General features: G+C 62.0%; 23 protein-coding genes and 1 tRNA gene. 10 read left to right on the top strand and 14 right to left on the bottom strand.

Going from position 1 to position 19,534, the window contains the following annotated elements:
- The coding region (locus tag ACHWRX_RS09490) for a hypothetical protein (RefSeq protein WP_394659000.1) at nt 1-515 on the top strand (515 nt) is incomplete at its 5' end.
- Nucleotides 516-601: 86 nt separating this feature from the next.
- Here the strand turns inward: ACHWRX_RS09490 and ACHWRX_RS09485 are convergent.
- The 5 genes from ACHWRX_RS09485 to aroA form a co-directional block, all read right to left on the bottom strand.
- A complete protein-coding gene (locus tag ACHWRX_RS09485; RefSeq protein WP_394658999.1) occupies nt 602-1,171 on the bottom strand; it encodes a DUF1993 family protein in 570 nt (189 codons plus the stop codon).
- A gap of 44 nt (nt 1,172-1,215) precedes the next feature.
- The gene (gene gloB, locus ACHWRX_RS09480) at nt 1,216-1,974 is read right to left on the bottom strand and encodes a hydroxyacylglutathione hydrolase (protein ID WP_394658998.1); all 759 of its coding nucleotides are present in this window, start codon (nt 1,972-1,974) and stop codon (nt 1,216-1,218) included.
- A gap of 150 nt (nt 1,975-2,124) precedes the next feature.
- Nucleotides 2,125-3,846 (bottom strand): 30S ribosomal protein S1, encoded by a 1,722-nt coding sequence (gene rpsA / locus ACHWRX_RS09475; RefSeq protein WP_058735460.1) that lies wholly within the window; start codon nt 3,844-3,846, stop codon nt 2,125-2,127.
- A gap of 240 nt (nt 3,847-4,086) precedes the next feature.
- Nucleotides 4,087-4,725 carry a (d)CMP kinase gene (locus ACHWRX_RS09470; RefSeq protein ID WP_394658997.1) on the bottom strand — a complete coding sequence of 213 codons (639 nt, stop codon included), beginning with the start codon at nt 4,723-4,725 and terminating at the stop codon, nt 4,087-4,089.
- Nucleotides 4,722-6,053, bottom strand: a complete 1,332-nt coding sequence (gene aroA, locus ACHWRX_RS09465) for a 3-phosphoshikimate 1-carboxyvinyltransferase (RefSeq protein ID WP_394659002.1) — start codon at nt 6,051-6,053, stop codon at nt 4,722-4,724. Before aroA ends, ACHWRX_RS09470 begins: the two co-directional genes overlap by 4 nt.
- A 214-nt stretch (nt 6,054-6,267) precedes the next feature.
- Between aroA and ACHWRX_RS09460 the strand changes: the two genes are divergently transcribed.
- The 8 genes from ACHWRX_RS09460 (at nt 6,268) to ACHWRX_RS09425 (ending at nt 11,258) form a co-directional block, all read left to right on the top strand.
- Nucleotides 6,268-6,588 (top strand): FYDLN acid domain-containing protein, encoded by a 321-nt coding sequence (locus ACHWRX_RS09460; protein ID WP_058735456.1) that lies wholly within the window; start codon nt 6,268-6,270, stop codon nt 6,586-6,588.
- Nucleotides 6,589-6,731: 143 nt separating this feature from the next.
- A tRNA-Ala gene (locus ACHWRX_RS09455) sits at nt 6,732-6,807 on the top strand.
- Nucleotides 6,808-7,073: 266 nt separating this feature from the next.
- On the top strand, nt 7,074-8,510 hold the full coding sequence (gene ffh, locus ACHWRX_RS09450; RefSeq protein ID WP_394658996.1) for a signal recognition particle protein: 1,437 nt from the start codon (nt 7,074-7,076) through the stop codon (nt 8,508-8,510).
- A gap of 29 nt (nt 8,511-8,539) precedes the next feature.
- Entirely contained in the window at nt 8,540-8,998 is a 459-nt protein-coding gene (gene rpsP / locus ACHWRX_RS09445; protein ID WP_058735454.1) for a 30S ribosomal protein S16, read from the top strand.
- A gap of 17 nt (nt 8,999-9,015) precedes the next feature.
- A complete protein-coding gene (rimM, locus tag ACHWRX_RS09440) occupies nt 9,016-9,528 on the top strand; it encodes a ribosome maturation factor RimM (RefSeq protein WP_394658995.1) in 513 nt (170 codons plus the stop codon).
- A gap of 7 nt (nt 9,529-9,535) precedes the next feature.
- On the top strand, nt 9,536-10,279 hold the full coding sequence (gene trmD, locus ACHWRX_RS09435; RefSeq protein ID WP_288415704.1) for a tRNA (guanosine(37)-N1)-methyltransferase TrmD: 744 nt from the start codon (nt 9,536-9,538) through the stop codon (nt 10,277-10,279).
- Entirely contained in the window at nt 10,276-10,647 is a 372-nt protein-coding gene (rplS, locus tag ACHWRX_RS09430) for a 50S ribosomal protein L19 (protein WP_058735451.1), read from the top strand. The genes trmD and rplS overlap by 4 nt, the downstream gene beginning before the upstream one ends.
- Before the next feature lie 338 nt (nt 10,648-10,985).
- Complete coding sequence (locus ACHWRX_RS09425) at nt 10,986-11,258, top strand: HU family DNA-binding protein (RefSeq protein WP_058735450.1); 273 nt, start codon at nt 10,986-10,988, stop codon at nt 11,256-11,258.
- Nucleotides 11,259-11,350: 92 nt separating this feature from the next.
- Here the strand turns inward: ACHWRX_RS09425 and ACHWRX_RS09420 are convergent, their stop codons facing one another.
- From ACHWRX_RS09420 to rlmN, 6 genes are all read right to left on the bottom strand, one after another.
- Complete coding sequence (locus tag ACHWRX_RS09420) at nt 11,351-12,319, bottom strand: cation diffusion facilitator family transporter (protein ID WP_394658994.1); 969 nt, start codon at nt 12,317-12,319, stop codon at nt 11,351-11,353.
- 57 nt (nt 12,320-12,376) lie between these two features.
- Nucleotides 12,377-12,901 carry a hypothetical protein gene (locus tag ACHWRX_RS09415; protein WP_394658993.1) on the bottom strand — a complete coding sequence of 175 codons (525 nt, stop codon included), beginning with the start codon at nt 12,899-12,901 and terminating at the stop codon, nt 12,377-12,379.
- Nucleotides 12,902-12,903: 2 nt separating this feature from the next.
- The gene (locus tag ACHWRX_RS09410; RefSeq protein WP_394658992.1) at nt 12,904-14,154 is read right to left on the bottom strand and encodes a class I SAM-dependent methyltransferase; all 1,251 of its coding nucleotides are present in this window, start codon (nt 14,152-14,154) and stop codon (nt 12,904-12,906) included.
- Between the two features lie 138 nt (nt 14,155-14,292).
- Nucleotides 14,293-15,045, bottom strand: coding sequence for an SDR family oxidoreductase (locus tag ACHWRX_RS09405; RefSeq protein ID WP_394658991.1), 753 nt, complete (start codon nt 15,043-15,045; stop codon nt 14,293-14,295).
- A 225-nt stretch (nt 15,046-15,270) separates the two neighbouring features.
- On the bottom strand, nt 15,271-15,600 hold the full coding sequence (locus ACHWRX_RS09400; RefSeq protein WP_058735523.1) for a glycine zipper 2TM domain-containing protein: 330 nt from the start codon (nt 15,598-15,600) through the stop codon (nt 15,271-15,273).
- 161 nt (nt 15,601-15,761) lie between these two features.
- Entirely contained in the window at nt 15,762-17,045 is a 1,284-nt protein-coding gene (rlmN, locus tag ACHWRX_RS09395) for a 23S rRNA (adenine(2503)-C(2))-methyltransferase RlmN (RefSeq protein ID WP_058735446.1), read from the bottom strand.
- A gap of 236 nt (nt 17,046-17,281) precedes the next feature.
- Here rlmN and ACHWRX_RS09390 point away from each other — a divergent pair, with 236 nt between their 5' ends.
- Nucleotides 17,282-17,947, top strand: a complete 666-nt coding sequence (locus ACHWRX_RS09390) for an outer membrane protein (RefSeq protein WP_288415697.1) — start codon at nt 17,282-17,284, stop codon at nt 17,945-17,947.
- Nucleotides 17,948-18,021: 74 nt separating this feature from the next.
- On the opposite strand, the gene ACHWRX_RS09385 is transcribed toward ACHWRX_RS09390, so the two are convergent.
- The 3 genes from ACHWRX_RS09385 to greB form a co-directional block, all read right to left on the bottom strand.
- A complete protein-coding gene (locus tag ACHWRX_RS09385) occupies nt 18,022-18,378 on the bottom strand; it encodes a hypothetical protein (RefSeq protein WP_394658990.1) in 357 nt (118 codons plus the stop codon).
- A 188-nt stretch (nt 18,379-18,566) separates the two neighbouring features.
- Entirely contained in the window at nt 18,567-18,860 is a 294-nt protein-coding gene (locus ACHWRX_RS09380; RefSeq protein WP_394658989.1) for a hypothetical protein, read from the bottom strand.
- A 10-nt stretch (nt 18,861-18,870) separates the two neighbouring features.
- Nucleotides 18,871-19,356 carry a transcription elongation factor GreB gene (gene greB, locus ACHWRX_RS09375; RefSeq protein WP_394659001.1) on the bottom strand — a complete coding sequence of 162 codons (486 nt, stop codon included), beginning with the start codon at nt 19,354-19,356 and terminating at the stop codon, nt 18,871-18,873.
- Between the last annotated feature and the right edge of the window lie 178 nt (nt 19,357-19,534).

The following is a 19,534-nucleotide window of genomic DNA, read 5'->3' as shown; positions in this document are numbered from 1 at the left end:
CCCACGCGGGTACCGAGGTGCATCACGCTGAGCCGCTGTTGCTCGGCATCGCGCCACCCGTCGCGGTTGTCAGCGCATCGATGATCGTGCTGATCCTTATTGCATTGTGGAAGGGCGTTCCCAAGCTTGTGACGTCTGGTCTCGATGCCAAGATCGCCGATATCCGCAGCCAGCTGGAGCAAGCCAAGGCACTGCGCGCCGAGGCTGAGGCGCTCCGCAAGGAATATGCCGACAAGATCGCCAGTGCTGAAAAGGACGTGGCGTCGATGCTTGATCATGCCCGTCACGAGGCGGAGGCGATCGTCGCGAAGGCTGAGGCGGATACCACCGATGTCATCGCGCGTCGGGAAAAGATGGCCCAGGATAAGATCGGTGCGGCGGAGCGTTCAGCCGTGGCTGATTTGCGTACGAAGGCGGCTCGCGCCGCTGCTGACGCTGCGCAGGGCCTTATCCGCGGGAACTACACGGCGCAGGCAGATCGCGCGCTCGTCGATCAATCGATCGGCGCCTTGTAGCTTTTAACGGGCTATATCGCTCCAAACGAACCCCCGCCTTGTGCGGGGGTTTTTGTTTGTCGGCTGACGGTCGAGGCAATCCGGGATTAGGCGGTCGGCGCCATTGCTTCCGGTCGGGCGTAGGCGAACATGTGCTGCACGTAATCCGCTTTGCCCAGGTCGATGCCGCTGCTCCTTAGAATGGCGTAGGCGGCCATCACATGGAAATAGAACTGGGGGATCGCCCAGTCGCGCACGTATTGCTCCGCTGTGAGGTTGAAAATTAGGCCGTTGGGCAGCGCATGGGATAGAGGGCGCTGAGGCGCTCCGCCATCGCTACCCGAAGCCGATTGCTTCACCCATTCGACAGTCTCCCTGATATGGCGTTGCGCGTCGGCCAGAGTGCCAGGCTGTGTCCGCGCGTTCCTCCCTTCGTCGAGCAGGGCCGTCAATGCTGGAGGAAAGTCCTCTCGGCGCAGTCGGTGTATCCCCTCCCGTGCCTGGACACACGCGAAGCGAACCTGTGTGGCCAGCGGGAACATGTCCGGCGTCAGGCTGGAAAGCAAAAGCGCCTCCGCCTCGCCCATAGGCAGTTGTGTCTCAGCCTTTTTCAGCCAGCGGGATAGAGCTTCCAACATCGGGATATATGTCGGCGCCAAAAGGTTCATTAGCGACATATGACAGTATGACCTTGGTCGTTAGCGCGAAGCACGGATGGGCATCAGAAAGCATCCTTGGCGGCCCGTAGGGCTGCGAACGTTGCCACGGCATCGCCAGCCCCCCATCGGGATTGCAAATCAGTGTCATCGGCCCGGAGGAATGGATTGGTCTCCAACTCACGCCCCAGTTTCGTGGGGACGGTTGGCAGGTCTTGTGCACGACGTTCCTCCACTTCGGTGACGTAGGCAGCCAACTGCGCATTTTCCGGGTCTGCATGGATCGCGAAGCGCGCGTTGCCCGCGGTGTATTCATGGGCGCAGTAGATCAGCGTATCGTGCGGAAGCTGCTTCAGACGGCTCAAGCTCTGCCAAAATTGCGGAGCAGTGCCTTCGAACATGCGACCGCAACCTAACGCAAATAGGGCGTCACCCACAAAGGCGATCGCTGCACCGGGAACGTGAAACGCCGCGTGCCCCAGTGTATGCCCGCCAACATCGATCACATGGCCAGTGTATTCCCCCAGCTTCACCGTATCGCCGTGGTCTACCGTACGATCCACCCCGGCGATCCGGCTTGAGTCATTGACGGGCGCAGTGACGATGCAGCCCGTCGCAGCCTTGATCGCCTCGTTTCCTCCGGCATGGTCAGGATGCCAGTGGGTGTTCCAGATCTGGGTGATTTTCCAGCCTTTCAGCTGGGCCTGCCGAAGGTACTCCGACGCGTCGGGAGTATCGATGCATGCGGTCTCACCGCTTTCGGGGTCGTGCAGCAGGAACCCGTAGTTATCCGAAAGGCACGGGAATTGATGAACTTCGAGCATGAGTGTCTCCTCACCCGACTATGTAGCGGATGAGAGCGCAAGAAAAAGCCCACCGCGGCGTTTGGCCGGGCGGGCTTTTCTATTTGATCGTGCCGGGCTGAACCCGAGACGAGGGGGCCGGAGAGTTGTGGCTCTGCGGCCCGCGTACGGCTAGCGGTTCTTGAGAGCCTCGCCCAGGATATCGCCGAGCGATGCACCCGAGTCCGACGAACCGTACTGCTCCACGGCTTCCTTTTCCTCGGCCAACTGACGGGCCTTGACGGAGAAGTTCGGTTTCTTCGAACGGTCGAAACCGATCACCATCGCATCGAGCTTCTGGCCGACCTGGAAGCGGTCAGGACGTTGCTCGTCGCGATCGCGGCCGAGGTCCGAACGTTTGATGAAGCCGGTCGCGCCATCGTCGCCAGCCTGCACTTCGAGGCCGCCATCGCGGACTTCGAGGATGGTGACGGTGGTGACTTCGCCACGACGCAGACCACCCGCGCCGCCGCTGGCTGCCGCGCCAGGCGCGCCGCCCGCTGCGGGAGCGCCACGCTCCAGCTGCTTCATGCCAAGGCTGATGCGCTCCTTCTCGACATCGACGTCGAGAACGACGGCCGAAACCTGCTCACCCTTGCGGTGCAGGGCGAGGGCGTCTTCACCCGAAATGCCCCATGCGATGTCGGACATGTGGACCATGCCATCGACGTCGCCATCCAGACCGATGAACAGGCCGAACTCGGTAGCGTTCTTGACTTCGCCTTCGACCTGGCTGCCCACCGGATGCTTCTCGGCGAACTCTTCCCACGGATTGCGGTTGGCCTGCTTGAGGCCCAGGCTGATGCGGCGCTTCTCGGAATCGACCTCGAGCACGATGACGTCGACTTCCTGCGAGGTCGATACGATCTTGCCGGGGTGGACGTTCTTCTTGGTCCAGGACATTTCCGAAACGTGAACCAGGCCTTCGATGCCCGGCTCCAGCTCCACGAAGGCGCCGTATTCGGTGATGTTGGTGACAGTGCCGTGCAGCTTAGCGCCGACGGGGTACTTGACCATCGCACCTTCCCACGGATCGCTCTCCAGCTGCTTCATGCCGAGGCTGATGCGCTGGGTTTCCGAGTTGATGCGGATGATCTGCACCTTCACGGTGTCACCGATGTTGATGACCTCGCTCGGATGGTTGACGCGCTTGTAGCTCATGTCGGTGACATGGAGCAGGCCGTCGATGCCGCCCAGGTCGACGAACGCACCGTAATCGGTGATGTTCTTCACGACGCCGTCGATCACCTGGCCTTCGGTCAGCTTGTCGATCAGTTCGCTGCGTTGCTCGGCGCGGGTCTCTTCCAGAACGGCGCGGCGCGACACGACGATGTTGCCGCGACGGCGATCCATCTTGAGGATCTGGAACGGCTGCGGGATATCCATCAGCGGGCCGACATCGCGGACCGGGCGGATATCAACCTGCGAGCCGGGCAGGAACGCCACAGCGCCGTCGAGATCGACAGTGAAGCCACCCTTGACGCGGCCGAAGATCACGCCATCGACGCGCTTGCCTTCGCCGAATTCGCTTTCGAGCTTGTCCCACGCAGCTTCACGACGGGCGCGATCGCGCGACAGCATCGCTTCGCCGTCGGCGTTCTCTACGCGGTCGACATAGACTTCGACTTCGTCACCGACCTTCAGGCCGTGATCATCGTCACCACGGGCGAATTCGCGCAGCGAAACGCGGCCTTCGCTCTTGAGGCCTACATCGATGACGGCCTTGTCGTTTTCGATTGCGGTGATCGTGCCCTTGACGACGCGGCCCTCGAAGCCCTCTTCGCCAGCGCCACCGAGTTGCTCGTCGAGCATTTTCGCGAAATCATCGCGAGTGGGATTTGCCATAGTGGCCATAAATGCAATGTCTCTCTACGTACTGATTTTCCGGCCAGGCGGTTGTTTCCGCCGGTCTTTCTTCCGCCGCCGCACCATGCGGCAAACGGGCCAAAAAGGGCCGAACTGCCCGCGGGGCCGGATACCCGAGCGGGCGCCTTCCTGATCAAAAAGGTCAAAAAAGCTGCTGGCCTCTACTCCCTCGCAGGGCAAGATGCAACTGCGGGGAAGGCGATCGCCGACGTCGGTCCGATCCGGTAATCAGGCGTCGGCGGTGCGGAGGCTCTGGCGATCCTGGGCGATCTGAATGGCGGAGGCGATCGCGGCGTCTCGGTCGAGAGTGCTCGTGTCCAACACGACGGCGTCATCGGCGGCCATAAGGGGTGCGTCCTTGCGCGAGGTATCGCGGGCGTCCCTGGCCCTCAAGTCGTTGGCGATATCGCTCAGGCTAACGTCGCGACCTTGCACTAGCATCTCCCGGTGACGGCGCTCGGCGCGGGCTTCGACGCTGGCGGTGACGAAGAGTTTGATCTGCGCTTCGGGCACGATCACCGTGCCAATGTCCCGTCCATCCAGTACAGCGCCTCCAGGCTGGTTCGCAAAGCTGCGCTGCCGCTCGAACAAGGCTTGGCGGACCGATGGGTGGATCGACACGCGACTGGCGAGGCCGCCGGTGGCTTCGGATCGCAGTTCGGGGTCGTTCAGCAACTCTTCGGCGAACGCGGTTGCAGCCAGAGCGTCGGCCGGATCGTCTGGATTTCCGCCAGCGAGGGCGCATTGCCGACCAACCGCGCGATAAAGCAGCCCTGTGTCCAGATGAGGCAGATGGAAGTGCGCCGCCAGTGCCTTGGAGATCGTGCCCTTGCCCGACGCGGTTGGGCCGTCGACCGCGATGATCACGCGGCCACCTCATCGGCGAGAGCATCCAGCAAGCTCTCGAACGTCGGGAAGCTCGTCGCGATCGGGCGGGTGTCGTCGATCTCGACGCCTTGGCGGCTCGCCATTCCCGCAATCGCCATGCTCATGGCAATGCGATGATCGAGATGCGTGACAATCGGTTCGCGGGAATTGCCGGGTAGGAGCGCCCCTCCTGTGCCGTCGATGATGAGACCATCCTCGCGCTCTTCGATCCGGGCACCCGCCAGCGTCAGAGCGGTGGCCATTACCGCCAGACGATCGGATTCCTTCACGCGCAACTCATCCAGCCCGGTCGTGACCGTTCGCCCTTGCGCGACCGATGCCGCGACGAACAGTGCCGGAAATTCATCGATCATGCTGGGCGCGACGGCGGGGTCGACCTCGATGCCGCGCAAAGTGGAGTGGCGGACGCGCAGATCCGCGACCGGCTCGCCGCCCACTTCCCGGCGATCGATTTCATCGATGCTGCCGCCCATCTGTCGAAGCACATCAAACAGGGCAAAGCGCGTAGGATTGAGGCCAACGTTCTCGATGATCACGTCCGACCCTTCAACGATCAGCGCGGCCACCACGAAGAAAGCGGCGGAGCTGGGATCGCCGGGGACGTCGATCGTCTGAGGCTTCAATTCGGCTTGTCCGGAAAGCGTGATGACCCGGGTGCCGTTCGGATCCACATCCACCATCAAGTCGGCACCGAAACCTTTGAGCATGCGTTCGGAGTGATCGCGCGTCGGAACGGGTTCGATGACAGTGGTTTGACCCGGCGTATTGAGCCCAGCGAGCAGCACCGCGCTTTTCACTTGCGCCGAGGCCACCGGTAGGCGGTACCGGATCGGCAAGGCGGGTGAAGCGCCGCGCAGGATCAATGGCAGGCGTCCGCCGGCGCTGGCCGCGATGTCGGCGCCCATTTGCGACAAAGGCTCGATCACGCGCCCCATCGGTCGTTTGGACAAGCTGGCATCACCGGTGAAAGTGGCCTGGATTGGATGGCATGCCACCAAACCCATCAGCAGCCGGGTGGAGGTTCCCGAATTACCCATCTCCAGCGCCGTCTCTGGCTGGAGCAAGGCGCCAACGCCCACTCCGTTGACCATCCAGTCACCTGTGCCGACACGCTCTACATGCGCACCCATCGCCCGCATGGCAGCGGCTGTCGCCAGCACGTCCTCACCTTCCAAGAGCCCGGAAATCCGGCTTTCTCCGACGGCGAGGGAGGACAGCATGATCGCACGATGGCTGATCGACTTGTCGCCAGGCACGCGGATGCGACCGCGTAACGGGCCGCTCGCCTGGAAACGGCGCGGGCGCATCGGAGAGGTCGGGTCGGCGGTCACGTATGGGGCTTTCACTAGGTGGCGGCATAGCGCGGGAAGCGCGCGGCTTTTGACAGGGGCCACCGGCTATGGCAAGGCGCGCGCCCTGATGCGTCCCTTCTCCGCTTGATTTCGCGGCGGGGCCTAACCATCAAGTACGCGAACTTTCAGCGCGATCCTTTTGGGGGATGGCGCCAGACGAGGATAATTCATGGTCAAGCCTGAGTGGGGCGCCAAGCACGGCTGCCCGAAATGCGGCACTCGTTTTTACGACCTCGGCAAGGATGACCCGGTCACCTGCATCGAGTGCGGCAACAGCTGGACGCCTGAGCCTGTGCTCAAGTCCAAGCAGCCGGTCGCCTTCGAGGAAGTGCAGAAGAAGGAGGTCGTCGAGGAGCAGGATGACGATCTGGCCGAAGAGGATCTCGACATCGACGAGGACGGCGATTCGCCGGACAACGATGTCGATCTCGGCGGGGACGACGATCTTGGCATCGGCGCAGCGGCCGATGAGAACGAGCACGATACGTAATCGTCACGGGGCGGAGAAACCTCTTTTCCGCCCCGCGATTTTCCCTCTTGCCAACCCTGGGAGCCCCCACTAGAGGGGCGGTCCTCCCGGGGTTCGACCTAGGGGTGGACAGGCCTCCCAGGGCTTGTCCGAATGAATGGAACGGGGCCGTAGCTCAGCTGGGAGAGCGCTACAATGGCATTGTAGAGGTCAGGGGTTCGATCCCCCTCGGCTCCACCATTCTGTCGGTATGGCGATATTTGGTCCATGCCGGGCTGCGAACGCTAGCCTCCTGCGAATCCGGTGCATAAGACCAAGATGGTCGCCTCGCCCCGGTTCTCGGAGGCCGTTATTCTCACTCCGGCCTGAATCAAATCTCACCACACCTTTGCGACTGTTCACGGTCGCGGAGCGGTGACTATTTCTACGCCGGCTGACGAGGTTTCGTCCGCCGGCGTTTTTGGCGTTTCGCGGGTTTTCGCTCGTGGCAACTGGAGTGGACAGTAATGTTCGACAGTCTTTCGGATCGCCTTGGTGGTGTGTTCGACAAGCTGCGTGGGCGCGGTGCGCTCAAGGAGCAGGATGTCCGCGATGCCATGCGCGAAGTGCGCATCGCGCTGCTCGAGGCAGACGTGGCGCTGCCGGTTGTGCGCCGCTTCGTCGACCAGGTCACCGAAAAGGCGGTAGGTCAGGACGTGCTGCGCTCGGTGACGCCGGGTCAGCAAGTCGTCAAGATCGTCAACGATGCGCTCATCGAGACGCTGGGCGGCGATACCGCGCCCGAGCTTGACCTCAATGCCACACCGCCAATCGTCATCATGATGGTGGGTCTCCAGGGCTCGGGTAAGACCACTAGCACCGCCAAGATTGCCAAGCTTCTCAAGGAGAAGCACGGCAAAAAGGCCATGATGGCCTCTCTGGATGTAAATCGCCCGGCGGCGCAGGAGCAGCTGAAAGTCCTGGGCGAGCAGGTGGGTGTCGCAACCTTGCCGATCATCGCCGGCCAGCAGCCGACCGAGATCGCGACACGCGCGTTGCAGTCGGCCAGGCTGCAGGCAGTGGACGTGCTGCTGCTCGATACCGCCGGTCGTCTGCACGTCGATCAGCAGTTGATGGACGAGATGAAGGCGGTTTCCGCCATCTCGACCCCGCGCGAAGTGCTGCTGGTCGTCGATTCGCTGACCGGGCAGGACGCGGTCAACGTCGCGCAGTCGTTCGCGGGGCAGGTCGACCTGACCGGCGTCGTCCTTACGCGTATGGACGGCGATGCGCGCGGTGGTGCGGCGCTGTCGATGCGGGCCGTCACCGGCAAGCCGATCAAGTTCGCCGGTACCGGTGAAAAGCTTGACGCGATCGAGGTATTCCAGCCCGCCCGCGTCGCCAATCGCATCCTGGGCATGGGCGACATCGTCAGCCTCGTCGAGAAAGCAGCCGAGGCGGTCAAGCTTGAGGATGCCGAAGCGCTCGCCAAGCGCATGGAGCAGGGCAAGTTCGACATGAACGACCTGCGCATGCAGCTCAAGCAGATGCAGAACATGGGCGGCATCGGCGCCCTGGCGGGACTAATGCCGGGCATGAAGAAGGCCAAGGCGGCGATGGCATCCTCCGGCATGGACGAGCGCGTGTTGCTGCGCATGGATGCGATCATCGGCTCGATGACGCCCAAGGAGCGCAGCAATCCCGCGCTGCTGAACGCCAAGCGCAAGATCCGCGTCGCCAACGGCTCGGGCACCCAGGTGCAGGACGTAAACAAGCTCCTGAAAATGCATCAGGAAATGTCCAAGGCGATGAAGCAGATCAAGAAGATGGGCGGGCTCAAGGGCCTTGCCGCGATGTTCGGCACGGGCGGCCTAGAAGGCGCCATGCCCGGCCTGGGCAATGCCCTTGGCGGTATGGGTGGCGGCGTCGGCAGCCTGCCCGATATGAGCAAATTCAAGAAGTAATCATTAGAATCTAGAAGGAAGGTTGAACAATGTCCGTAGCAATCCGTCTCTCGCGCGGTGGCGCCAAGAAGCGTCCGTATTATCGCATCGTCGTCACCAACAGCCGTAGCCCGCGCGACGGCAAGTATTTGGAGCAGGTGGGCACCTACAACCCGGTTCTCGCCAAGGATGACGCGAACCGCGTGACGCTGGTCGAAGATCGCGTGCGCTACTGGCTGGGCGTGGGTGCGCAGCCGACCGACCGCGTCGCGCGTATGCTCGACAAGGCCGGCATCAAGGAGCGTGCGGCCACCAACAACCCGAACAAGGCCGAGCCGGGCAAGAAGGCCAAGGATCGCGCCGAGGACAAGGCCGCCAAGGCTGCTGAGGCCGAAGAAGCTGCAAAGGCAGCACAGGCCTCCTCGGCCGAAGCTCCGGCTGAGGGCGCTGAGAACCCTGGCGCCGAAGAGGCTCAGGTCGAGAGCAGCGAGGCTCCGGCTGAAGGCTGATAGCCGAGGCGGAACCTATGCCTTTGTCACCTGATCGTCCCGTCACGCTGGCCGCCATCACTGGTGCGCACGGTGTGACGGGCGAGGTGCGCGTAAAGCTGTTCGGAGAGGGTGTGGCCGCGTTGAAGCGCTACCATGCTTTCAACGCGGGTACACTCACGCTCGAAAAGCTGAAGGACGACGGCAAAGGCGGCGCAATCGCGCGGTTCGCTGAAGTGGCGGATCGTACGGCCGCCGAGAAGCTGCGGGGTACGGCGCTGACTGTGCCCCGCTCTGCCATGCCACCGTTGGCGGATGGCGAATATTATCATGCAGACTTGCTGGGCTTGCCTGCGGTATCGCTGTCAGGCGAAGCCTTGGGCACCTGCATCGCCGTCGAAAACTATGGCGCAGGCGATGTGCTGGAGATCGAGCGACCGGCGCAGGAAGACGGCAAGCGGCGGCGCTTTATGGTGCCGATGACACCGTCCGCGGTGACGGCGTGGGACGCTGAAAAGCTGGTGATCGCCGCGGCTTTTGCCGAAGACTGACGCGACCATGACGTTCGCCGCCACCGTCCTGACGCTCTATCCGGAAATGTTTCCTGGGCCGCTCGGCATTTCGCTGGCGGGCAGGGCACTGGTGGAAGGGCGATGGGCGCTGACGCCGGTGCACATCCGGGATTTCGCGACCGATAAGCATCGCACCGTCGATGATACGCCAGCGGGCGGCGGCGCGGGCATGGTACTGAAGGTGGACATTCTCGCCGCTGCGATCGACCACGCGCGCGCTTTGCAGCCCGATGCTCCGATCCTGGCGATGACCCCGCGAGGTGCGCCGATCACGCAGAAGCGCATTCGAGCGCTGGCAGCAGGGCCGGGCGTCACCATCCTGTGTGGGCGTTTCGAAGGCTTCGACGAGCGTATCTTTGCAGGTCGCCAAGTGGAAGAGGTCAGCGTCGGTGATATCGTCCTTTCAGGGGGCGAGCCGGCCGCGCTCATGCTGCTGGATGCTTGCATTCGGCTGCTTCCTGGCGTAATGGGCGCGCCTTCCAGTGGGGCCGAGGAGTCGTTCGAGGACGGCTTGCTTGAATATCCCCACTATACCCGACCCACCGAGTGGGAAGGGCGCACGATCCCTGAAGTGCTGCGATCGGGGGATCATGCGAAAATCGCCGCCTGGCGCAAAGCCAGATCGGTCGATGATACACGGTCACGCAGGCCGGACCTTTGGGAGCGTCATTCTGGCGCTCGGGACCAGTCTGCCTCTGGCGCGCGGCACAACGAAGGACCAGGCATATGAACCTGATTCAGCAGATCGAGGCCGAGGAAATCTCCAAGGCCGCCAAGGAAATTCCTGATTTCCGTCCTGGCGATACCGTCAAGGTCGGCGTTAAGGTTGTTGAAGGTACGCGTACCCGCGTGCAGAATTTTGAAGGCGTGTGCATCGCGCGTTCGAACCGCGGCATGGGCTCCAACTTCACTGTGCGCAAGATGAGCTTCGGCGAAGGCGTGGAGCGTGTTTTCCCGCTCTATTCGCCTAACCTCGATGCTATCACTGTCGTGCGCCGTGGTGTCGTGCGCCGCGCCAAGCTGTACTATCTGCGTGGCCGCACGGGCAAGCGCGCTCGTATTGCCGAGCGTCGCGACGTTCGGAATGACGAAGCGTAAGGTTTCGTTTTTTCGCGTTCCAGTTTTTGAATTGATGGCGGGGCGGGCATCCTGGATGTCCGCCTCTTCTTTTTTTCGGAGCGAAGGGTCAACAGCCAGATTGGATTGTGAAGTTAAAGTGCTGAACGCGCTTTCTTCATAATTAGCATGGCGGGGCTTCGTTAACCTACGAGATATACGAAAATCTATCGAAGAAACGCGGTAAACCGTCGTTTTTTGAGGCTTTTTGGCTTTGACAGGCGCTGGAAAAGGCGCTCAATTCCACACCCATTCGCTAGGCGAATCCAGGTTTCAAAAAGTTTCGAACGTTTTCCACTGAGAGGTAGGGGGATCCCACAATGAACAAAAACGATCTGATCAGCGCGGTCGCAGGAACCAGCGGGCTTACGCGCAACGACGCCGTTAAGGCCGTGGAAGGCGTTTTCGATGCCATCTCCGATGCGCTGAAGAAGGGTGAAGAAGTTCGCCTGGTCGGTTTCGGCACCTTCTCCGTCGCCAAGCGCAAAGCTTCTACCGGCCGCAACCCCCGCACCGGCGAAGCGATGGAAATCAAGGCCTCTAGCCAGCCCAAGTTCAAGGCTGGCAAGGTTCTGAAGGACGCGGTCAACTGAGCAAACGGTTCGACCGGCTAAAGTCGGTCTTGCTTTTGATGCGCCGCATCCCTCGGGGTGCGGCGTTTTTCTTTTGTAGCCATCGGTATTTCTCAAGCGGCTCCGGTCGAGCTGACATGCTCTACGAATGCGTTCTCCTTTTTCTCGGGCCGAATATAGATCGATGATATCGTGGGAGAGAGGGCCTTCATGGCGACCTCGAGCTCCTCTATCAGGCTCTCCGCTTCGCCCATCGGGATCGTGTCGACAAAATCCGCGCTAACGGCAACGAAGACGCTGTCGGGACCAGTATGCACGGTGCGGAGATGGTTGACGGCCTCGATCTGCGGGTGCCCATCCAGCACGGCGCGTAGCTGCGCGATCAGGTTAGGATCAGCGGCCTCGCCGATGATCAGGCCCTTGGCCTCCCGCGCCAGCAGGACCGCGACGGCGGCCAGTACGAGACCGATGACGATGGACGCTGCGCCATCAATCCGCGGGTCCTGAAAATACACGCTGGCCCAAACGCCGACGGCGGCAATGACCAGACCCGCAAGGGCCGCGGAATCCTCGAACAGAACGATGAAGCCTGGCGGGTCTTTCGACCGGTGAATGGCCTGCCACCAGCCTTTATCACCCACGCTGCCGCGGAACTCTCGCACCGCGATAGTCCATGATGCGCCCTCCAGTAAAAATGCCAGTCCAAGCACGATGTAGCTCAGCCGGGGATCTTCGATCGGGTGCGGGTTCCAAATATGGATGATGCCCTCGTAGATCGATACGCCAGCCCCCACCGCGAAGATGAGGATGGCCACGACGAAGGCCCAGAAATATAGCTCTCTGCCATAGCCGAAGGGGTGGAACTTGTCCGGCGGGCGCGCGGCGCGCTTCTGGCCGTAGAGCAGCAGGATTTGGTTGCCGCTGTCGACAAGCGAGTGCACGCCTTCGGTCGCCATTGAGGACGAGCCGCTGATCCCGGCCGCGACGAACTTTGCGATCGCGATGCCGATGTTGGCGGCCAAAGCGCCGTAAAGCACGATGTCCTTGCGAATTTTGGCAATCAAGCTGGTTTTGGCCATCATCGCTGAACCGACAGCGACCCGAACTGTTGCACTTATCCGCCGAAGTGATCAGCCGAGCTAATTCGGCGTCCGATCGATCGCGGGGTTAAGCGCGGCCAGATGGTCGAGGTACATCCGAGGCTTGCGCATCATCGGCGGCGGGAAATCGACGGTCAGCCCGGATATCTGCGCCACGACGCCCACGAACGTGACGCAATTGCGCCGATCTATGTCCCACAGGTATCGCGGATCGTGCCACCACAGCCGCACTTCCTGAGCGATCTTGTGGTAGGCGGCATCGCTGATCGGAACGCGGAAGTGATATCGCGCCCGCTGGATGTACGCCGGCTTTTCGATAAGCATCGTCTGCGGCACGGGTCGAAAAAACCCAGCCGGATTCCAGGTCCTGGCGGAAAAACCGTAGTTCTCATCCACTTTGCGGCCGTCTGCATCCAGCGTGCCGGTCAGCGTGAAGAAGGCATGGACCGACCGACCGGTGATGATCGATCCGGGCACACTATAGAACGAAACGATGACCCGTGCCTGACACAGCGGTGAGGCGAAGGCGAGCCATAGGGAAAGCAGGATCGCCAGTCCGCGCATCGCTATTTGGCCTTCAACAGCGTCCGCTCGGCCTCGACAAGGTAATCGCGGGTGAGCGGCAGGGCATGGCGGGAGCGGATGTACTGGATCTGGTAATTGCACATTCCACCGCTCTCGAACGCCGCCGTCGCGCCGGCGAGGTAGAAGGTCCACATGCGGTAGAATCGCTCATCGAACATCGCGATGATCTCGTCCCGGTGGGCCACGCAACGCTTGTACCATTCTCGCAAGGTGTAGGCGTAGTGGAGGCGCAGGTTCTCTACGTCCGCCGCGATCAGGCGCATCTTCTCGCTGGAAGCCAGCGTCTCGCTCAGTGCCGGGATGTAGCCGCCCGGGAAAATGTATTTGCGCGTGAATGCATCGGTGAGGCCGGGGCCGCCCATTCGACCGATGGTGTGCAGCAGCATCACGCCATCTGCCGCGAGCATGTTGGCGCATGCCCGGAAGAAGGCTTCGAACTGGGGCTGGCCTACATGTTCGAACATGCCGACCGAAACGATGCGGTCGTAGTTCGCACCTGAGGCTGCGAGATCGCGGTAATCTACCAGCTCGAACGTGATACGATCGGCGACGCCAGCCGCAGTCGCGCGCTCGCGGGCAAGGACGAGCTGCTCCTCGCTCAGCGTGATGCCGTGGACGATGACGTCGAAGTTGCGGGCGAGATAGATCGCCATGCCGCCCCAGCCGCAACCGATATCAAGCACGCGCTGCCCGGGCTGAAGCGCCAGCTTCGCAGCAATATGGGCCAGCTTGGCCTCCTGCGCCTGTTCCAGCGACAGATCGAGGCTGGGCCAGTATGCGCAGGAATACTGTAGGTGATCGGTATCCAGGAACAGGCGATAGAGATCGTTGCCGATATCGTAGTGGTGCGCCACGTTCGACTTGGACTTGCGCGACTGGTTGAAGCTCTCCAGCCGATGCGCCAGCGTATTGCGGATGCGGCGGATCGGGCTTGCCGGTTGAAGGCGACCGTTGCGATCCCACGGAGCATTGCCGCGGATCAGCGCGAGGAGGTCCATGACGTCGCCACGCTCTACCACCAATTCGCCATCCATGAACGCTTCAGCCGCGCCTAGGCGGGGATCCATCAGGATGCGCCGTTCCGCCGTGTCGGTGGTGAAACGGATCTGGACGTCAGGAAAGCCCTCTGCCCGCGACCCGAAATGTGTGCTGGAGCCATCGGACCGAACGACTTCCAGAGCACCACAGGCGACAACACGGCTGAGAAAACGATCGAGTATGCGCTTAGCCATGTTGGAAATCTCTGGTCGTGATGATGGGGCGGCCAGCGGGATGGCAATCAGACTGATGGAATGGCATGGCGCGCATTCCTAACCCCGCTGCCCGGAAGAACAAGTCCCATTCCCAGAGGAGAAGCGTTCGGGGAAGGGTCAGTCTCGTGCCAGAAACAGAACATCGCGAGGTTGGGATAGCAGGTGCTGGCCAGAGTCTATGAAAACGGTCTCGCCGCTTTCCAACCACCCTTCGGCAAGGAATAGCGCGGCTGCGGCGATCTCATCGGCTCCGGTCTTGCGGCGGAGCAGGTTCATGAGGTGGGATCGCTCCGTTTCCTCCTCGCGCTGATCGTGGCTGGCAAGGATCGCGCCGGGAGCCAGGCCGTAGACCCGATCGCGAGGGTTGGTGCGCGCCATGGAAAGCATGGTCGTGGCAGCCGCCAGAGCCGTTTTGCTCATGGTGTAGGAAAAGAAGTCCGGATTGATATTGGCGATCTTCTGATCGCTTACGTTGATCACGCGGCGGCCAAGGGCCGACTTGGCTTGTCCCAGGAATGCTTGCGCCATGGCGGCGGGCGCTTGGGCGTTTATGCGCATCGCTCTATCGAACACGTCGGCGGAAAGAAGCGTTGCGTCATCCAATTCGAAAACGCTGGCGCAGTTTACCAGCACGCGCCAGTCCGAGACGGTCTGGGCCAGATTCTCGACCATTTCGATCGCTTGGTCCACATTCGCCAGATCCGCCGTGACGGTCTGTGCCGACGATAGCGTGGCAGCGAGAACTTCCGCTTCATCGCGCGAAGAGCCGTAGTGAATGATGACGTGCCAGCCCTGCTCTGCAAAGGCCCGGGCGATCGTGCGACCCAGCCGGCGGGCGGCGCCGGTGACGAGGACGGCGGGGCGGCTCATCGCATGCCCTCAGGTTGCCGCAGTTGCCGGTGTCCAGAAAAGCGAGACGAACGGGCCGTCTCAGCAGGAAGCGGCTTTGGAAAAATGGAAAACATTTGGCTCACGCGAATCATGGAGCATAGTCGGCGTAAGTAGGAAAGGTTGCAAATCGCACCATCAGGTATGCGCAAACGAAAAACGCGCCGCCCTTTCGAGCAGCGCGCCTTCCTAGCGGACCGGGTAAGATCAGCGGCAGCGGGGACGCGAGTTGTTGCGATCCACTTCGCGACCCAGCAGCGCACCTGCGCCAGCACCAAGCACGGTGCCCAGGGTCTTGTCACGACCGCCGTCGATGGTGCGGCCCAGCAGGGCACCGCCGACGCCGCCGATCAGGAGGCCGGTGGTGCCGTTCGACTTGCGGCAGCGATAGCGGCCGTCGTCGCCGCGCCAGTAGCGCACGCCGTTGTCGGTGCTGTAGTAACGGCGATCGTCGCGGCGGCGTGCTTCGGCAGGCGTCGCGGTCATCACGGGGATGGTGACTGCCGCCATCAGAGCGGTAAGAATGACTTTACGCATGGTGAGAGCCCTCTGGTCTTGCATTGAATTGATCGGGTAACGCAGCTTTTTGTTCATTGATCCACAACGTCAGATGAACAGACGAAAAAGCTCCCATACCCACGATCAAGCGATGCAAATGCACGGCGAAGCGAATTGCTCCCCCGTGGGCCGACTATCGCTCAGCCCAGCGCGGCCTGCTTCTCTTCGTAAAGTCGGTCCAGTTCGGCCCGGCTTTTCTTCTCGGCCGCCGTCTTCAGCTGGCCACAGGCCGCGTCGATATCGCGGCCGCGCGGGGTGCGGACCGGCGCTGAAATCCCGGCTTCGAACACGATGTCGGAAAACCGGCGCACCCTTTCCGGTGTCGAGCATTCGTACGGTGCACCGGGCCACGGGTTGAACGGGATAAGGTTCACCTTCGCCGGGAGCTTGTAATGCTTCAACAGGCGGACAAGCTCGCGGGCATCGTCGTCGCTGTCGTTCTTGTCCTTGAGCATGACATACTCGAACGTGATGCGGCGGGCGTTGCTGGCCCCGGGATAGTCGGCACAGGCCTGAAGCAATTCCTCGATGCCGTACTTGCGGTTGATCGGCACGATCTCGTCGCGGATGTCCTTGGTGACGGCGTGCAGCGATACCGCCAGGTTCACACCGATCTCTTCCCCGCATTGCGCCATCTTGGGAACGACGCCCGATGTGGAAAGCGTGATCCGCCGCTTCGACAGGGCAAGACCATCGCCATCCATCACCAACTTCAGCGCATCACGCACATTGTCGAAGTTATAAAGCGGCTCCCCCATGCCCATCATCACGATGTTGGTGAGCAGGCGGCCATCCGACGTATAAGAACCTTCATCCTCGTCATCGTCCAAGTCGGCCATGGTGCCGATCTTGGTGTCCGCCACGCCCTTGGGCCATTCGCCCAGCGCATCGCGTGCCAGCATGACCTGGCCGACGATTTCACCCACCGTCAGGTTGCGCACCAGACGCATCGTGCCGGTGTGGCAGAAGCGGCAGTTGAGCGTGCATCCCACCTGGCTGGAGACGCACAGAGTGCCCCGATCCGCATCGGGAATGAAGACCATCTCGAAATCGTGGGCATCGGGCGTGCGCAGTAGCCATTTGCGCGTGCCGTCCGTGGAGTGCTGTGCCTCGACGATCTCGGGCCGCCCGACCACGAAACGATCGGACAGCCAGGGCCGCATAGCCTTGGCGATATCGGTCATCTCGGCAAAATCGGTCACGCCGCGATGATAGAGCCAATGGAACACCTGCTTGGCGCGCAGCTTCGCTTGCCGGGCGTCCAGGCCCGCCGCTTCGAACAATTCGGCAATGCGCTTCCGTGGAAGGCCGATGAGGTCGATCTTGCCGTCCTCTCGGGGCGTGACGCCGGCGACGACATCGGCGCGCGGCACGGGGACGGGATCGATGAGCCCGGGGATCGGCATGAGGTTCGTATCTGACATGATCGCCGCATATAATGCACCCGTCGCTCAGTTGAAAGCCACGCGCCCACGCGAGCCCGCGAACGTACCGCAGATGCGAAGGTTTCGGTCGGTAAACCTTTCGTTCTCTCGGTTCGCCGGAAATGTGTGACTGAAAAACCACGGTTATTCGTTGTGTTACGTTCATGAAACTCCGCCGCATCGCAGCGCATTTCACGGGTCCAACGATACAAGTCGCAGGACTACGGAGTTAGTTTATGAAGAAAGTTCTCGCCTGCCTGGCAACCGGCACCGCTTTGCTCGCGGTTCCCGCCATGGCCCAAACCGCCGAAGGCTCGTTCACCGGCCCCCGCGTGGAAGCAATCGTCGGTTACGACATCACCAAGGCCGGTAGCGACGTCGATGATGATTTCAACGATCGCAACGACCAGTCGATTGACGGGCTGCTATACGGCGGCGGCATCGGATACGACTATGACTTCGGCCGGGCCGTGGTCGGCGTCGAGGGTGAAGTGACTGGCAGCACCGCCAAGACCTCTTTCAACGATGACGGCGATTTCGAAGGCTTCGGGCTCGGCAACGTCAAGACCAAGCGTGATTTCTACGTCGGTGCGCGTGCCGGTATCAAGGCTACGCCCAACACGCTGGTTTATGTGAAGGGCGGCTACACCAACGCCCGCTTTGGCGCTCGCGCCAGCGACGGCACTAATATCTCGCGCTTGAACTTCGATGCAGACGGCTGGCGCCTGGGCGCTGGCGTCGAGCAGAAGTTCGGCACCAACACCTTCGCCAAGCTGGAATATCGTTACTCCAACTATTCGAAGGCCGAGTTGGACTTCCGCGACGACATTCCTGACAGCGATCGCTTCAATGTCGACCTCGATCGTCATCAGGTCGTCGCTAGCGTCGGCTATCGCTTCTGATCGTTTGATCTCAGATTAAGGGGAAGGGCGGGGCACAGGCTCCGCCCTTCTAGCTGTTGCCCGTTACGGGTACCTCATCCGGCACGGGCGCAGGCGATCGCCGCTGCGTCCATGGCCGAAGCAGCTCCGGCCAGCATCCAGCCATCGCTGAACGGGCGTCCGCGCTGATCGCGTGCACTGACCCGCATGGATGACGCGGATCGCATCGCGGCGATGATACCGGCGTTGTCGGAGTTGTTGGCCGCCCAGGCGTCCCCCCCGCCTCCGGTGAGCGCGAAGCGCCTGTCCCCGATAGCCAGAACGATCGGCCGATCCGCTGCGGAGCGACGTGACAAGCGGAAATGAATCTGCGTGCGCACGTTGCGTTTCGGCCAAGTGCCGACGGCGACGAAGGGCTGATGCTCCCGTTCGCGCGCGTTGGGCTCGGCCATGGCGATCGCATAGCAGCGCGGCGTCGCTGGATCTCGAAACGCCCCCCAACCGGAATACAGCCCCAGGCTTTCACGCGCCGCAGCCGGCATGGCAAAGGCCGCGGCCGCGCACACAAAGCCCAGCGTCAGCGCAATTCGGCGAATGGGAATAAGGGATAAGCCCGGCTGCTGGGCGCCGCGTCTGATCGTCAGGAGCTGACCGATCCGCTCGACGCGCTGACTTTGCCGCTGCCACTCGTCCGCTCGATCACTCTGCGAAGACGGCGCGCGGTGGCGATAGCTTTCTCCTGCTCTTCGGTGGAGCAGTTGGCCTCAACAATGTCTTCCAGGCTATCCGCGGCCTTGCCCAACATGCTTTTCAACGCTTCCGTTTCAGCGCGGGCGTTGCCGAGGGCGTGGCGCAGATCCTGTTCCGTCTTTTCGTTCATACAAGGTTCCAGCGATCCCAGACTCATAATACAGCCGGAAGAAAGATTGGCCAAGTGATCTTGTTCACGGATCAGGGTAGTTAATCTTGAGCACTTCCCATTCCTTTTCGCCCGCGGGCAGGCGCACGGTGCGAAGATCGCCCACCGAAGCGCCGCGCAACGCCCGGGCGATCGGCGCGCTCCAACCGATCCGGCCTGCGGCGGCGTCCTGCTCGTCATCGCCCACGATGGTGATGGTCATGTGCTGATCGTCTTCGTCGGCCAGGATCACCATGGCTCCGAACAGCACCTTGCTGCGTTCCTCCTGCCGCGCCGGGTCGATCACGCGCAAGGCCTTCATCCGGCGCGCGAGGTAAGCCAGCTCACGATCGATTTCCCGCATCCGCTTGCGGCCATAGAGGTAATCGCCGTTTTCCGAGCGGTCGCCGTTTCCGGCTGCCCAGCTGACGATTTCCACGATCTCTGGCCGCTCCTTGCCCAGGAGATGGTCGTACCGCGCGCGTAATCGCGCCATGCCGGCGGGAGTGATGGGTGGGCCTGAGGGGGTCATCATCTTTCGGTCTTGTTGAGCAGCCGGTGGGCGCCGGCGAGGCATGGAATACGGGCAGGGCGCTAACCCGGCGTGCGCTTGCCCAACATCGCGCTGAGCGGCGCCTGCCCGCGATAGTATCCCCGAGACGGGTTCATGCTCTGATATACCACGGCGTTTTCCATAACGCGCTGGATAT

Source organism: uncultured Novosphingobium sp. (assembly GCF_964277725.1).
Lineage (GTDB): Bacteria > Pseudomonadota > Alphaproteobacteria > Sphingomonadales > Sphingomonadaceae > Novosphingobium > Novosphingobium fluoreni.
This window is presented reverse-complemented; position numbering and strand designations above follow the sequence as displayed.